This is a genomic window from Planococcus kocurii (assembly GCF_001465835.2).
Taxonomy (GTDB): domain Bacteria; phylum Bacillota; class Bacilli; order Bacillales_A; family Planococcaceae; genus Planococcus; species Planococcus kocurii.
In genome coordinates this window covers 1,021,607-1,036,004 of the sequence record NZ_CP013661.2, presented here as the reverse complement: position 1 = coordinate 1,036,004, position 14,398 = coordinate 1,021,607, and the positions used below count along the sequence as shown (strand labels likewise).

Below are 14,398 nucleotides of genomic sequence, written 5' to 3'. Positions count from 1 at the left end.
GAGATCGGATGAAACTAGATATTAAAGAAATCCCGTTTTCCAGATATGGCTCGTATTTTTGCATTTCGGAAGAGAAGGATTCGAAGGATGTTTATATAAGAGATGTTCACGGAGGGGATGATGCCCCTTCTCGGTTGTTCAAAATTGCTTTGGTAGAGAATGGAATTGAGCAGGATTTTGAAGTCCATGCTTCGGAAGTTTCTGTTCAATTCCACATTAAAGGACGTTCCGAAGCCGCTGTAGAAATGATAATTCCAAAAGAAAATGAACTTCATATAGAAGTGAAAAATATTGAACTTAAGCTGACTGCAGATAAAGGTAAGTATGATTCCATTATGGAATTAGCGAGAGGTATGTTTGAATATCATATTTATCCTAAAGAATTAAAACTGATGCTACTTAATCTTGGCGGGACTCTAAATGTTCAAGCGCCTTGGAACATTATTGGAAATGATTATATCGATATTTGTTTGAGTAAAGGACATTTTGTCTTTGAAAGTTACCAAACCGTTTACAAGGAGAAGAAATACTCGTCGTTTCACGAAGGCAAGGACCAGGTCACTAGACAATACAAGGCATGGTTTCAATCAATGAAACCTCTTCAGGCAGATGATCAGTATCTTTCTTCTATTGAAAGAGCGGCTTACATCACCTGGTCGAGCGTCGTTCACCCCCACGGACTATTGCGGGAGCCTGCCATGTATATGTCCAAGTTATGGATGTATAATATTTGGTCATGGGATAATTGTTTTAATGCTTTAAATTTAGGAAGAGAACACCCGGAACTGGCTTATAAGCAATTGAAAATTTTTATGGATACACAGGACGAATCCGGAGCTTATCCAGATTTTGTGAACGATAAATTTATTTCTTATAACTGCACGAAGCCGCCAATATTTGCGTTAGTGTATGATCAGCTGATGCAAAAAAATGATTATTTTAAAGAAACATCGCGAATAAGGGAAGTCTTTGAATCTACTAAAAAAGTAATGTCTTATTACGACAACTACCGGACATTCAAAGAGCGTCTTCCGCATTATAAACATGGCAATGATTCAGGTTGGGACAATGCTTCACTATTTCATGAAGGCATGCCAGTAGAAGCGCCGGACCTCGCCAGTTTTCTCATCCGTTCATCCGATATTTTAGCTTCTTTTGCGGAAATTCTGGGTGAAAAAGAAGAAGCCGTATCCTTTAAAGAAAGAGCCGATTCCATGTTTGAGTTATTGATGAGCCGGCTGTATGACGCAGATGGTTTTTATGGTAGAGTCGGAAAGGAAGGCAAAATCATAACGAATCGTTCCAGCTTGATTCTTAGGCTGCCGTTGCTGATTGCCTACCGGTTGGATAAAACCATTGCAGAAGAACTTGTTAACGACCTTGAGCAAGACTTTGAAACTCGCTTTGGACTTGCAACCGAAAATCCTTCAAGTCCTTATTACAAAGAAAATGGCTACTGGCTTGGTCCAATTTGGGCACCAGTCACTTATTTGTTCATTCACGCATTGGAGGCAAATGGTTACACGGTAGCAGCAGACAGGTTGCGGAAAAAGTTCCTTGACCTGACTTTGGAAGGCGGCATGGCGGAAAACTTTGACCCATTTACTGGGGAAGGGTTGGTCGATACATCGTTCACTTGGACATCAAGTGTGTTTTTACAACTTTTACATGAACACTATGGGGATGATTAAATGCGCAAGTACCTGGGAGAAACGCTTCTTATCATTACAGCGATTATATGGGGTAGCGGTTTTGTAGCAAATGCCATTGCGTTGGATCATTGGACACCTTACCAAATCTTGGCGGGTAGATTTCTGATCGGGGCGGTTATGCTAATCGCTATTTTTTATCGCAGTATTCGCAATCTCAACAAAAAAATAATCATCCAAGGCGTCATATTGGGAATCTTCCTTTATGCAGCTTTTGCGCTCCAGACAGTAGGACTACAATATACAACACCATCAAAAAATGCGTTTTTGACGGCTGTTAATGTGGTGATTGTTCCTTTTTTAGCGCTCGTTATCTATAGAAGAAGAATAGACTTTTTCGAATTAGGCGGTGCCTTTTTGGCGATGCTCGGCGTCGGCGTACTTTCGCTGAAAATAAATTCGACTATCAATATCGGGGATTTGTTGACCCTCGGTTGTGCCGTGTTTTTTGCACTTCAAATTTTTTATACAGCCAAGTACGTAAAAGACTCAGATCCGATACTCCTGACGCTTGTACAGATTACTGTGGCTGCAGTGATTGGTGTACTGGTTGTCGTTTTCAAGGGAGATCCGCTTGTTGTAGCTGAAAAAGAAGGGATTCTATCTCTCGTCTACTTAGGTGTTTTTTCAACTACGATTGCCTATCTTCTTCAAACCGTCGCTCAGAAGTGGTTATCTGAAACGACCGCGGCGATTATTCTTTCAACCGAATCTTTTTGGGGGATGGTCTTTTCCGTAGCGCTTCTCGCAGAAGTGATGACGTTCAAAATGATCGTGGGTGCTGCATTGATTTTATGTGCCATTGTCGTTTCAGAAACGAAATTTTCGTTTCTCAAAAAGAATAAATTAGAAAGAATCAGCTGAACATGTATATAATGGAAGAAAGAGAAAAGTTAGTAGGAGATTAATGATGGCCACAATCAAAGATATAGCCAATCTGGCTAATGTTTCAATTACGACCGTGTCGAGAGTTCTGAATTACGATGAGACACTCAATGTCTCGCCAGAAACTAGAAGAAGAGTATTTGAGTCAGCGGAGGATTTGTCCTATGTAGTGGCGCCGAAAAAAAAGAAAAAAAGTAAATGGCGAGTCGGCATCTATGACTCTTTCTCAATGGAAGAAGAACTGGTCGACACCTATTACCTATCGATTCGCGTAGCTCTTGAAAAAAAGCTGATCGAAAAACAAATCGAATTCTACCGGATCGACGAAGAACAAAATGGCAATAAGCCAAAAAATCTCGATGGCATACTAGCACTGGGTACTTTCAAGAAAAAAGACATTGAAAAAATTCTCGATTTTGGAAAACCGTGCATTTTCGTGGATTCAAATCCGGATCCTCAGTATTATGATTCAGTCATTATTGATTTTAATTCGGCGACGCGAAAAGCACTTGATCACTTGATTGAATTGGGTCATGAATTTATTGGATTTATTGGCGGGGTAGAAACCGACATGTACGGCAACCGATTTAAAGATTTGAGACAAGATGTATTTGAAAAATACTTAAAAGAAAAAAACATATTCAATGAAGAGTTAGTGAAAATTGGGGGCTACGATCCAAAGGACGGGTACACAAACTTAAGAGAAATGCTGGCAGGCAAGGTTAAACCAACGGCTGTATTTGTTGCTAATGATACGATTGCTGTTGGATGCTACAAAGCTGCTTTTGAACTGGGAGTAAAGATACCTGAGGACTTAAGTATTGTGGGATTCAACGATGTAGCTACAGCTAAATATATGATGCCTCCTTTAACTACTGTTAAGCTCTATACAGAAGTAATGGGAGAAACGGCGGTTGATTTGTTAATTGATAGATTGACGACTAAACGGGAAGTCAGTAAGAAAATAATTATCGATACCAAATTAGTCATTCGAGAAAGTTCCGCTAAGCCACAAAAGTGACCGGGTACCGTTTACACATAGACACTTACCACTTCAACAGTTGAAAAAGACGATGGTGAATGTTCTAGTGGAGAGCGGCGAAACGGATGTGGCAGAGCAAAACGAAAAAGTTTGATGGACTAGAAGATAGGTAAATATAGAATATCTGTAATTCAATTGAACCGAGAAAGCACAAGAGGATGCGCGTAACATGCATCCTCTTTTTTGACATGCCCCCTTTTTTCATACCTTGTACTAAAATGTAAGTAGATTAACTAGGTGCTAGAAATTGTCTGTTTTGTCTGCTTGTTTAGACGTGAAAAATTCGGGGATATACTAGTATTAGGATTTTTTATAACCTAGAGGAGGAAATTTAACATGGCAAAAGTATTAGCAGTCTTATCAAGTGGACATAAGGACACTGAAAATAATTACGAAACTGGCTGGTGGGCAGAAGAGTTGTTCGCACCGAAAGAGATATTGGAAAAAGCAGGACATCAAGTAGACTTGGCTTCACCACTCGGTGGCAAACCGACACTTGATCAAGTCAGCATTAGTGAAGATTATGACCCTGAAGGCAAATACAAGAAAATGTATGAATCGGGAATCGCGGACAATACTGCTGCTCTTTCTGACGTCAATGCTAAAGACTACGATGTCGTATTCATCGTGGGTGGTCACGGAGCAATGTATGACTTGACTGAAAGTGAAGAGCTTCGTAATATCATCAATACCGTGTACGACAATGGCAACATCGTTTCGGCTGTCTGCCACGGACCGGCTCCATTAGTTTGGACAATGCGTCCAAATGGCAAAAGCATCATCGATGGGTTAGACGTAACCGGCTACCCAGAAGCGGTTGAACCTGAAGGCCTTCCAGAAATTCTCCCATTTAGCTTGGAAGCGAAAATGAGCGAAGTTGCCAATTATAGTGCTGACAACAAAGTGGTATGGGGCAATGATCAATTGGTAACTGGCCGCGATCCATTTTCTGCTGAAGAATTGGCAGAGGAATTGGTGAAGGCTTTGGAAAAACGAAACAACAAAGGAAACTAAATGATGGAACCTATCGTCATTACCGCGATTCTAAAGCCAAAAGAAAACATGGCAGATCAATTATTAACGGAACTGAACACAGTTCTAATTGCGTCACGCGCAGAAGCGGGGTGCGTAAGCTATGTTCTCCATCAATCGATTGAAGACGACACGTTTGTTCTTCACGAGACCTGGCAAGACAAAAACGCGCTCAAGAATCATGTCGCTACTCGTCATTATCAAGAATACCGGACGCATACGGCGGACTTGGTTGAGAAGCGAGAAGTCTTTAAGTTAAAGGCTCTTTGATTTAGTGGGAATGTTAAAAGTAGAACTTTGCGGTGATTCACTGCAAAGTTCTACTTTTTTTGTGCTGAATTGTCTGTTGGCAGGATGGAGAACGTCGTAAAGTGTGATAGGGTTAAATGAGCCATTGATATTCCTGTTAATTCCTAATGGACTGCTCGTTTTGCTGTGGACAAGAACATAAAATAATCTCAAAAGAAAGCCAGGTGGTCAAAGATGAAATCGTATATTATCCGAATTGAATTGGAACACTCAAATCCACTTATTTGGCGCAAAGTAATCATGCCAGCAGGTGCCACATTTAATATGCTGCACGACATTGTGCAACAGACTAGCAATTTTCAGAGTGGCTATCCGTCGGAAGGCTATCATCTATTCGAATTTGAGTTAGCGGAAGACGGCATTCGAGTGACAAATGACGAAGAAGCTTACGAAGAACACCAAGGGTTTAAAAAGAACAAAAAGATGTTCGCGGAGCGACTAAAGAATATGGAACCGCAGTATAGAAAGTTTGAAGAGGCTTATCAAGAGCGGTTATCGGCAGTTGTTCGGAAACCTTCGGGCATTAAAATTGATGAATTTTTGGAGAAGCACAAAGAGTTAGTATACAGCTACGATTTTGGTGATGGCTGGCAGTTCCGTATCAAGCTTGAAACTATCGTCGACGATTATTATTTCGGTTTCCCAACGCTACTAGACGGGGCAGAGACAGCACCACCGGAAGATGTAGGAGGCATTCCAGGATTTTATGACTTCTTGCAAATTTACCGAGATCAAAAGCATACGGAGCATAAAGAGATGAAAGACTGGGCAGATAGCCAGTCTTTTAGAGAGTATGATCCTGAATGGATTAATCAGCGATTGAAAAGCCGGATGTACAAAAAGACGGAATGGGATAAAATCCACCATGACAATTACCGGATTATTGAGGATAAGTACAGGAAAAGTTAGAGATAGATTTACAGACGCTTACTAAATAAAAAGTTAACTGAAAAACCGCCGATGGAAGTTACTCCGTCGGCGGTTTTTGGGTAATAAAGAAATTAAGAAAATTTTTGAAAATCTTCTAATTTCAATCGTGCTTTTGTTGTAACAGAGCAATTGATACGTTTTTAGTATACGGCAACAAACTCAGTGAATGTCCCGTTTTTTGAAATTACCGCCTCGAACTTCGGCAACGTCGTAAACCGCAACAAAGGCGTTGTTATCAATTTCAAAAATGATTTCTTTCATCTTACTGTCTTCGAGTCGGTTGATGATGCACGTGATTTCTTTGTAGTCCTCATTTGTGTAAGCCCCTTTGACGATATTGTAGGTAGCATTACGTCCGAGACGGTCGTAGATGGTTTGGACGAGCAGTTCGGGGTCACGCGAAATAATTTTATACGTTTTAGAACCACTAAATCCTTCTTCGACCAAGTGGATTACTTTGGCTGCAATGTAATAAGCGATTCCCGACAGAAAAGCGCCTTGCAGACCAAAGACGAATGAGACGATGATAAAGACGAACATGTTGAGAAATAAGATCAGGTCACTCGTCCCAAATGGCAATTTGCGCGACAAGAGTACCGCCAGCATATCGATTCCATCAAGCGCACCCCCGTTTCGCAAAGCAACCCCCATTCCAAAACCAATGATGATTCCGCCAATGACTGTAATCAGTAAGGTATCTCCTACGATGATGGGTGGGAGATGGTGCATGAGGGTCGTTGCATAGGCAAGGGAAGCGATGCCGATGGTGGAATAGATGGCAAAGCTTTTCCCGATTTGTTTATAGCCTAAATAGACAAATGGAATATTCAAGACAGCAATCAGCAAACCTAAAGGCATTCCGGTCAATTGGGAGCCGACGATGCTGATGCCAGTGACCCCGCCGTCCGATACATTGTTTGGAATCAGCACGGTTTCAAGACCATAGGCGGTGATAAAAGCACCGATGATAATGGGCAGTGCTCGTAAAAACAACTTCGCTTTATGGAATTTTCGTTTTTTATTTGTTGCAGTCATGCGATTCCTCTTTTCTGTCATTTCATGTTGTTTTTATCCTCAACTATTAACTATAATGCTTTTACTCCTCGTTTAGTAGGACCAAGTTCAATGGAATCGAGTAAATTTCTAGAGGATGATATACAATCAATCACTCTTGTGATGAAGAGAAAGCTTCTTCAGTGGAGGGAAGACCGATTTACATGACCGCAGTCTGCGCGTTTGGTGCAGGAAGATAATTTTATGAAATGAGGCTATCCAAAAAATTCCTTTCACATGATATGATAGAAGCTTATCAAAGTGTTGAAATGCTATATAGACGGATAAGAATAGGAGCTAACTAAGCAATGGAGATTACCTACGATGTAACCGAAGAGGCGTATATTGACTTTAATTTATACCACGCAAAAAATTCTAAAACGTTAAAAAAGACAATGACTATGCAACGAGTGTTGGTGCCTATTATTTATTTGGTGATGGCCGTCGTTCTTTCGTTTGTATTAGATATCCCCATCTTGTTTATGGTAATTCCATTTCTCATCATCGGAATTTTATGGGCTATTTTTTATCCGAAATATTTTTATCGTCATATCCAGAAATCATCCAAAAAACTGCTTCGAGAAGGGAAAAACGAAGGAGTACTTGGAACACATACGATGATATTCACAGAAGCGGGTCTTCGGGAAGTCAGTGCGACAGGTGAAAAACTCGTATCATGGGCTGGTATTGAACATATCGGCGAAGATGCATCCAATTTGTACTTATACAATAGCGGATTGTCTGCTTTTATTGTGCCAAAAGGCAAGTTAGCTGATGTTTCGGAAGTGCGACAGTTTTTGTTAGCCAAGGTCAAAGGACGAATCTAAAAGTCCACTGTTTTTAGAAAGCGTTATCTACACTAGACGATATCTGACTATACGTAGGAACACAGTAAAACCCTCGAATCTTTGGTCAAAGATTCGAGGGTTTTCGCTGTCAAATCAGTTTTTCGTTTTTCTTCATTTGCTGCGTAAGTTTGATGAACAAGTAAACATAAAGTAAGAGTACGGCAGTAACCAGCGCTAAAACGAATTTTGAGAACAGGTTGCCATCCCACGTCAGCAATAAACCGATTTGAGTAACGAGCATACAAGCAAAGATGACAAGATAGAAGGAAAACATTCTTTTATACATTCCTTTAATAGAAGCGGGATCTGAATAAATCCGTTTGTTGCCAATGATGGTAGTGTCGGCACGGAAATAATGAAATTGCATCACTTCTGTATGCATATGTTCCCAGCCGACTTGTTTATACAAGTCAAAATACTCATCGGTCGCCTCTTGGAAATCGACTTGGTAAATATACGAAATTTCAAGATTTTCTTCGAAATAATAAAATCCCCATTTGTATTTAACGAAATGCCATCCTTTGGCTGACATTTCCGTTAGCCAGTTGGCTTCTTTTTCGATATCATTCGCGAGCGACAGTTTAAACTTCTTCATTGTTTTCATCAGTTTCCGCTCCTTTTAAAATGTCATCACTAATCGTCAGCATCTTTTTAAAGCGTTGATATTCTAATTTGAAAACTACATGACCTTCATCTGTCAGTTGATATGTTTTCTTTTGTCTACTTTCTTTTTCAGCAGTGACAAGTTCAATAAGTTGTTGTTTTTGCAAGTTGGTCAACACGCCATACAAGGTGCCAGGTGCTAAAACAATAGCGCCATCGCTGTATTGTTCGATTTTTTTTATAATTCCATAACCATGCAAAGGTTTTTTCGTTAAGGCTAATAACACTAAATATGTGGACTCGGATAGAGATTGCATTAAATCACCTCTTTTTATATATCGTCACTCGATATATCGTTACTCGTAGTATAAGGGGTAATATATTGAGTGTCAAGTTGGTAGAAAGCGACGTTTGGTTCAACTGGATAGTTTTAAAAAGGTGTTTAACCTTACTAACTGACAGGAATAGTAAAAGTAAATCGCTCGAAAAGGATGGAGAGTCAGATGGACATTTACACAATTGGTCACTCGAGTCACTCAAAGGAATTTTTTAGAAAGATGCTGAAAGACAATTCGATTGAGGTACTGGCAGACGTGCGAGCGTTTCCTGGCAGTCGCAAATGGCCACAGTTTTCGAAAGACATTTTTCCAGAATGGCTGGAAGCGGACAATATCCACTATCAGCATTTTCCAAAGCTCGGCGGTCGGCGCCGCAAATCGAAAGAAATTGAAGGAGAGGTAAACGCAGGGTGGAACAATCAGTCGTTTCACAATTACGCCGATTACACATTGACTGATGAATTTAAAGAAGGCATAGATGCGTTAGTGACAATCGCAAGCGAAAAGCGTGTTGCTTACTGTTGCTCGGAGCGGCACCCTTCTCGCTGCCATCGTTTTCTGATCAGTAATTGGCTTGTTGCGAATGGCCATCAGGTTTTTCACATTATTGATGGGAAAGACGAAACGGTAGAGCTAGTCAAACATGAAATTGCCATGTGGGGCGCTCGGGCTGAAGTGAAAAAAGAAGATGGAGTAGAGGTTGTTTATCCGGAAGATAAAAAAGAACGTTGAAAGCAGGAGGCTGAACCAATGGGTTCGTCCTCCTGCTTTTTATGTGTAAATTATTTTTTTAAAATTTTTAGCTAGTTTATTTAAATCAGCCGTATCATCTTCTGCTGTATATGGTAAAATAGTCTTAATTAAAATTTGTAAAATTAAGACATCTTTTCAGTAGAAAGTAAGATTTACACTATTAATAGAGAGGGGTTGTATGTATGTTAGGGGATAAAGATGAAGATGTGTTTACGAAAAAAACAGTGGAGAAACGCAGGCTCGGAGAACCGACTGGCGCGTTTAAAGGTGCAGCATGGGGAGCATTGCTCATAGGGGTATCAACTTATTTGATTGGATTATACAATGCAACGATGGAGTTAAACGAGAAAGGGTATTACATCACAGTCATGATCCTTGGCCTTTATTCCGCTGTGTCACTTCAAAAAGCAGTTCGAGACCGCGATGAAGGAATACGTGTTACAAATCTGTATTATGGCATCAGCTGGTTTGCGCTCATTTCAGCAATCGCACTTATGGCGATTGGCTTGTTTAATGCAGGCAGTATCATCTTGAGCGAAAAAGGATTCTACGGCATTTCGTTTGTCTTGAGTTTGTTTGCAGTAGTGACGGTACAAAAGAACGTCCGCGATACAGAAGAAGCGAACAATATGGATAAATCGTGAAATTGGTAGAACAGTTTTGTCAGATCCATTAAGAAATCAGAGGAATAACAACGATAAAAGTTTACTAAACAGAAAGAGGAAACCAATTGAAAATCCAATTTAAGAAACTGATGGTCTCTATTTTTTTAATCAGCATGTTGTTTACAGGAGGAGTTGGCAACGTTTTTGCACAGGAAACGTCGACTACTGTTCAACAAGCACAACAACATAAACAAGATACCAAGTATTCCAAAAAAGTTATGGAAGCCGTACGTGTTGGTTTAGGAGAAGATGCTAAATCTACACAGCTGGATAGTGTCATCAACAAAATGCCGAAAGTGAAAGTCATGGATCATTACGTAGCTTCCTTTGGTAAAAAGCTGAAAGGCAATGAAGTTCGTCGTGCAGTAGACGAAGTTTTTTCAGTTGATTTAAATCTAGTTTCCAAAAAGGATTATGGCAGTAAGCTGAGCATTTATTCGGATGAAATTATGAAAAGTTTGCGAGTATCTCTGAAAGAATCAGCAGAATCAACAGCTAAAGACGCGAAGATTATGAAGATGAAGAAAAACGAAGTGATGGACCGCTATATAAAAGAACATGACTATGCGCTTACAGGAGCAGCGAATCGAACGCTGATTAACGAGATTTATGGCGTTAACTTAGAGGGGATTTCTGGATTGGAATACTTACAAATAGCCATCTACTCTAAAGGACAGTGGATTATAAAAAGCGATAAGGATTTATTCATGCTAACATCTAGTTTAGACGATGTGGATGTGTCGATTTCGACAACTCCGTACTTTAAAAAAATGACAGGCAGCGACCAACTGCCACCGTCTTTAAAGAGCCAATTTCTAGAAATGGGTTTTACTTATGTGGAAGAAACAAACCTTCTGTATTATAAAGACCCGGCCGGTCATTCTGTTCCAGATCAATTTAAAGGCCAAGTAATCGGTCTTCTTGCTAAAACAGTCGTGACGCAATATCAAAAGTAATCAATAGCAGTTTGAATAGCATTACTAACTATATAGACCGCAAGAGAAAAGTTCACCATTTTCTCTTGCGGTTTTTGATTTGACTTAAAAATAAGTAGAAGTTTAGAAGGAGTGAGTAAAATTGAATCGACTGAGTAAGTTCTTTGCTTTCACTGTACAGAAAGAAGTCGCCAATAGGATGCTGAGAGTAGATTTTTTAAAATTTATCGCTAACAGATAAATTATCTGAATATCAATTAAATTATTATTAACTTTTAACGAGTCTTTGTCGATATTAATGATAGAATGATTGTACAAAAAATACATGAATAACCTATTGTCTAAATAGAATAGGTAAAAAAGAAGTTCTAAGTGTTAAAAAAAGGTAATTTTTATTTTGGATGTTTCGATGGCAGTTTGTCACCTTTTATAACATAGATAACGAAGTCAGTGAATGGAGGTTGTGCTAATGAAGATTGAACAAACCCGTTATTCCCGGTTGGCCGATATTACGAAATTAATCAACACGAATTTTGAACTCCGTCCACTTCTTGAACATGTGATTACGGCTATATCCGAAGAAGTTGTGCAATGTGACTCGGTTGGAATTTACTTGCCGCAAGAAGATGGGAGTTTCCGTGGATACGTGGGGAAGCCGAAAGTTATTAATGGTATGACACTCGATATGCATGTAGTAGATACAGAATATGATTTATTAGCAAAAGAAGTAATTGAAACGCAACAAACCATTTATATCGCAGATACGTCAAAAGACAATCGTCCGGATCCAAGAGCAGTTGCAGGATTTGGCATCAAATCACTATTAGCACTTCCTATTTCATATGAAGGTGAATTGTTCGGACTGGTTTTTCTGTTTGACTACGGCATCCCGATGAATTTGACCGCAGATGAAATACAAACGGTAGAAGCCTATGTCAATATGGCAGGTGTAGCAATTCGAAACGTCAACAATTTACAACGTAAGGAAAGTATCCTTGCTGAAAAGCAATTGCTGCTAGATTTGACGCGTGACTTATCTATGACTTCCTCAATGACAGATGTAATGGAAAAATGTTTTCATTATGTCGGTAAGGTTTTAAAAAATGATAATATAGGTGTTCATTTATTAGATCCAATAGTAGGTGCGAAGATGAAACCGACTAATTTAAGTACGAAAAGTGAATGGGCTGAAGAAGACTGGCTGGACAAGCACGAGGAGTTGCAGTTTGATCCATCAAATGATCGTGTGTTTGATGCCGTAGTCGTTTCTAAAAAGCCGCTGTATATTCGAGACGTGACAAAAGACGAACGAGTTAACCAAGAGGTTTCTAAAACATTTGGGTTTGAAGCGATGTTGATGCTTCCTTTTGTATCGATGGGGGAAGTTTTAGGAGCGCTTGTCCTCGTCAGTTTTAATAAAACGGAGCAATTCTTCAGTGAATCCGATATCGAACTAGCTCAATCGATTGCAGAAGCTACTGCCTCCACACTATCTAATTTGCTCTATATGGAAAAACAAGAAATGCTAATTGAAAAAAGAACTTCAGAGGTTGTTTTGAAAAATAATGAACTTAAAACAGTGGTTACAGAATTAGAAAACTTGAGTCGTGAAAAAGAGCTGATTTTAAATTCGGTAGATGAAGGTATTTTCGGTTTTGATTTAGAAAACAAGATCACGTTCTGCAACCGAGCGGCAGAGTCTATATTAGGTTATAACACGGGCGAACTGATCGGACAGTCTTACAAGACCTTGTTACACGAAAACCAAAACCTGATGATTACTTCGGTTTCTTTAGAAGAGGACTTGAAATTTCTAAAAAAAGATGGGCATGGTTTTTCTGTTGAGTACGTCGTTTCTGCTATAAAAGAAAACAACCAGATTATTGGTGAAGTTGTTACATTCAGAGACATTACCAAGAGAAAGCAATTAGAAAAGGAAATTAGTCACTTAGCTTACTACGATCATTTGACAGATTTGCCAAATCGAATTTTACTTGAAGATTATTTGAAAAAAGAAACAGAAAAAGCGGGACTGTCGGGTCAGAAAGTCGCAGTATTATTCTTGGATTTGGATCGCTTTAAAATGATAAACGATAGTTTTGGGCATAGTTATGGAGATATGTTACTGAAAAATGTTGCCAATCGATTAAGGCGGTGTGTACCAGAAGGCGCGTTTGTATCGCGTCAAGGAGGCGATGAATTTACGATCGTCTTGCCGAACTACAACAAAAATCAAGATGTATTAAAAATTGTGGATAAGTTAGTTGAATCCTTTAAAGAACCGTTTTCGTTAAAAGGAAACGAAGTATATATTAAAGCGAGTATTGGCATTAGCTTATTTCCAGAACACGGCGACACAGCTGAAATTTTGATCAAAAATGCTGATGCTGCCATGTATAAATCGAAAGAAAAATCCGGTACCTATCATCATTTCTTTAAGAGTGAAATGAGTGACTGGAGTATGGAAAGCATTTACTTGGAAAATGCATTGTACAAAGCTTTAGAAAATGGTGAACTGAGTCTCCATTATCAACCACAAGTAAATAGCAAAACCAACAGCATCGTCGGAGCAGAAGCGTTGCTGAGATGGAATCATCCAACTCGAGGCATGATCTCTCCAATTGAATTTATTCCGGTTGCAGAAGAAACCGGATTGATCGTCCCCATTGGCAAATGGGTACTTTTGAACGCCTGCAAGCAATTGAATACATGGCACAGTCAAGGGCATTCCCAGTTGTCGGTTTCTGTGAATTTGTCAGGTAGACAGTTTGAGGAAGACGACTTGATTTCAATGATTGAAAGTATCTTAATAGATACAAAGATAGCACCAGAATTTTTGCATATCGAATTGACTGAAAATCAGATTTTCAAAAATACACATGTGACATTGGAGAAAATGAGAGAAATCAAAGCATTGGGCATAAAAATAGCACTAGATGACTTTGGAACGGGCTATTCGTCATTAGGTTATTTGAAAGATTTTCCAATCGATACGTTAAAAATAGACAGATCGTTTATGCTTGATATTTTAACGGATAAAGACAATGCGGCGATTACGAGTACGATCATTACCTTGGCTCAAAATCTTAACTTGAATGTTATTGCTGAAGGTGTAGAAACAAAAGAGCAGTTAGACTTTTTAATCGCTAGAGATTGCCTTAATATCCAAGGGTATTATTATAGTAAACCTTTACCAGTCGAAGAATTGGAATTCTTCATGGATCGATTTGCACCAAAAATATAAAATTTGTAAGCAAAAACCACTGCTGGCAAAGCCATCTCGAAATAGTTTATGA

14 protein-coding genes are annotated in these 14,398 nt (G+C 39.3%); 11 read left to right on the top strand and 3 right to left on the bottom strand.

Features of this window, described 5'->3' with window-relative positions; genetic code table 11:
- The first annotated feature begins 134 nt into the window (after window positions 1–134).
- The 6 genes from AUO94_RS05160 to AUO94_RS05135 all read left to right on the top strand — a co-directional run bounded on the left by AUO94_RS05160 (window position 135) and on the right by AUO94_RS05135 (window position 5,886).
- Window positions 135–1,691 carry an amylo-alpha-1,6-glucosidase gene (locus AUO94_RS05160; RefSeq protein ID WP_237150177.1) on the top strand — a complete coding sequence of 519 codons (1,557 nt, stop codon included), beginning with the start codon at window positions 135–137 and terminating at the stop codon, window positions 1,689–1,691.
- The gene (locus tag AUO94_RS05155; protein WP_058386219.1) at window positions 1,692–2,573 is read left to right on the top strand and encodes a DMT family transporter; all 882 of its coding nucleotides are present in this window, start codon (window positions 1,692–1,694) and stop codon (window positions 2,571–2,573) included. It abuts the gene before it with no gap.
- A 46-nt stretch (window positions 2,574–2,619) separates the two neighbouring features.
- The gene (locus tag AUO94_RS05150) at window positions 2,620–3,615 is read left to right on the top strand and encodes a LacI family DNA-binding transcriptional regulator (protein ID WP_058386218.1); all 996 of its coding nucleotides are present in this window, start codon (window positions 2,620–2,622) and stop codon (window positions 3,613–3,615) included.
- A 357-nt stretch (window positions 3,616–3,972) separates the two neighbouring features.
- Window positions 3,973–4,650: a type 1 glutamine amidotransferase domain-containing protein gene (locus AUO94_RS05145; protein WP_058386217.1), complete on the top strand. Its 678-nt coding sequence runs from the start codon at window positions 3,973–3,975 to the stop codon at window positions 4,648–4,650.
- A gap of 3 nt (window positions 4,651–4,653) precedes the next feature.
- Window positions 4,654–4,938, top strand: a complete 285-nt coding sequence (locus tag AUO94_RS05140) for a putative quinol monooxygenase (RefSeq protein ID WP_058386216.1) — start codon at window positions 4,654–4,656, stop codon at window positions 4,936–4,938.
- 213 nt (window positions 4,939–5,151) lie between these two features.
- Window positions 5,152–5,886 carry a plasmid pRiA4b ORF-3 family protein gene (locus tag AUO94_RS05135; protein WP_058386215.1) on the top strand — a complete coding sequence of 245 codons (735 nt, stop codon included), beginning with the start codon at window positions 5,152–5,154 and terminating at the stop codon, window positions 5,884–5,886.
- Between the two features lie 180 nt (window positions 5,887–6,066).
- Here the strand turns inward: AUO94_RS05135 and AUO94_RS05130 are convergent, their stop codons facing one another.
- On the bottom strand, window positions 6,067–6,942 hold the full coding sequence (locus tag AUO94_RS05130) for a YitT family protein (protein WP_058386214.1): 876 nt from the start codon (window positions 6,940–6,942) through the stop codon (window positions 6,067–6,069).
- 326 nt (window positions 6,943–7,268) lie between these two features.
- Between AUO94_RS05130 and AUO94_RS05125 the strand changes: the two genes are divergently transcribed.
- A complete protein-coding gene (locus AUO94_RS05125; RefSeq protein WP_058386213.1) occupies window positions 7,269–7,787 on the top strand; it encodes a YcxB family protein in 519 nt (172 codons plus the stop codon).
- 109 nt (window positions 7,788–7,896) lie between these two features.
- Here the strand turns inward: AUO94_RS05125 and AUO94_RS05120 are convergent, their stop codons facing one another.
- Together AUO94_RS05120 and AUO94_RS05115 are read right to left on the bottom strand one after the other, a co-directional pair.
- On the bottom strand, window positions 7,897–8,412 hold the full coding sequence (locus AUO94_RS05120) for a DUF2812 domain-containing protein (RefSeq protein WP_058386212.1): 516 nt from the start codon (window positions 8,410–8,412) through the stop codon (window positions 7,897–7,899).
- Window positions 8,390–8,728, bottom strand: a complete 339-nt coding sequence (locus AUO94_RS05115) for a PadR family transcriptional regulator (protein ID WP_058386211.1) — start codon at window positions 8,726–8,728, stop codon at window positions 8,390–8,392. The genes AUO94_RS05120 and AUO94_RS05115 overlap by 23 nt, the downstream gene beginning before the upstream one ends.
- A gap of 186 nt (window positions 8,729–8,914) precedes the next feature.
- Between AUO94_RS05115 and AUO94_RS05110 the strand changes: the two genes are divergently transcribed.
- The 4 genes from AUO94_RS05110 to AUO94_RS05095 all read left to right on the top strand — a co-directional run bounded on the left by AUO94_RS05110 (window position 8,915) and on the right by AUO94_RS05095 (window position 14,346).
- Window positions 8,915–9,481, top strand: coding sequence for a DUF488 domain-containing protein (locus AUO94_RS05110; RefSeq protein WP_058386210.1), 567 nt, complete (start codon window positions 8,915–8,917; stop codon window positions 9,479–9,481).
- Between the two features lie 203 nt (window positions 9,482–9,684).
- Window positions 9,685–10,146: an inner membrane protein YiaA gene (gene yiaA, locus AUO94_RS05105; protein WP_058386209.1), complete on the top strand. Its 462-nt coding sequence runs from the start codon at window positions 9,685–9,687 to the stop codon at window positions 10,144–10,146.
- A gap of 86 nt (window positions 10,147–10,232) precedes the next feature.
- Window positions 10,233–11,123 carry a hypothetical protein gene (locus AUO94_RS05100; RefSeq protein WP_237150176.1) on the top strand — a complete coding sequence of 297 codons (891 nt, stop codon included), beginning with the start codon at window positions 10,233–10,235 and terminating at the stop codon, window positions 11,121–11,123.
- Between the two features lie 448 nt (window positions 11,124–11,571).
- Window positions 11,572–14,346 (top strand): bifunctional diguanylate cyclase/phosphodiesterase, encoded by a 2,775-nt coding sequence (locus tag AUO94_RS05095; protein WP_058386208.1) that lies wholly within the window; start codon window positions 11,572–11,574, stop codon window positions 14,344–14,346.
- Window positions 14,347–14,398 lie beyond the last annotated feature (52 nt).

Coding starts and splice junctions, on each gene's coding strand:
- yiaA (WP_058386209.1), top strand. CDS start 9,685: ATGTTAGGGGATAAAGATGAAGATGTGTTTACGAAAAAAACAGTGGAG.
- AUO94_RS05130 (WP_058386214.1), bottom strand. CDS start 6,942: ATGACTGCAACAAATAAAAAACGAAAATTCCATAAAGCGAAGTTGTTT.
- AUO94_RS05155 (WP_058386219.1), top strand. CDS start 1,692: ATGCGCAAGTACCTGGGAGAAACGCTTCTTATCATTACAGCGATTATA.
- AUO94_RS05120 (WP_058386212.1), bottom strand. CDS start 8,412: ATGAAAACAATGAAGAAGTTTAAACTGTCGCTCGCGAATGATATCGAA.
- AUO94_RS05110 (WP_058386210.1), top strand. CDS start 8,915: ATGGACATTTACACAATTGGTCACTCGAGTCACTCAAAGGAATTTTTT.
- AUO94_RS05135 (WP_058386215.1), top strand. CDS start 5,152: ATGAAATCGTATATTATCCGAATTGAATTGGAACACTCAAATCCACTT.
- AUO94_RS05145 (WP_058386217.1), top strand. CDS start 3,973: ATGGCAAAAGTATTAGCAGTCTTATCAAGTGGACATAAGGACACTGAA.
- AUO94_RS05115 (WP_058386211.1), bottom strand. CDS start 8,728: ATGCAATCTCTATCCGAGTCCACATATTTAGTGTTATTAGCCTTAACG.
- AUO94_RS05150 (WP_058386218.1), top strand. CDS start 2,620: ATGGCCACAATCAAAGATATAGCCAATCTGGCTAATGTTTCAATTACG.
- AUO94_RS05140 (WP_058386216.1), top strand. CDS start 4,654: ATGGAACCTATCGTCATTACCGCGATTCTAAAGCCAAAAGAAAACATG.
- AUO94_RS05125 (WP_058386213.1), top strand. CDS start 7,269: ATGGAGATTACCTACGATGTAACCGAAGAGGCGTATATTGACTTTAAT.
- AUO94_RS05095 (WP_058386208.1), top strand. CDS start 11,572: ATGAAGATTGAACAAACCCGTTATTCCCGGTTGGCCGATATTACGAAA.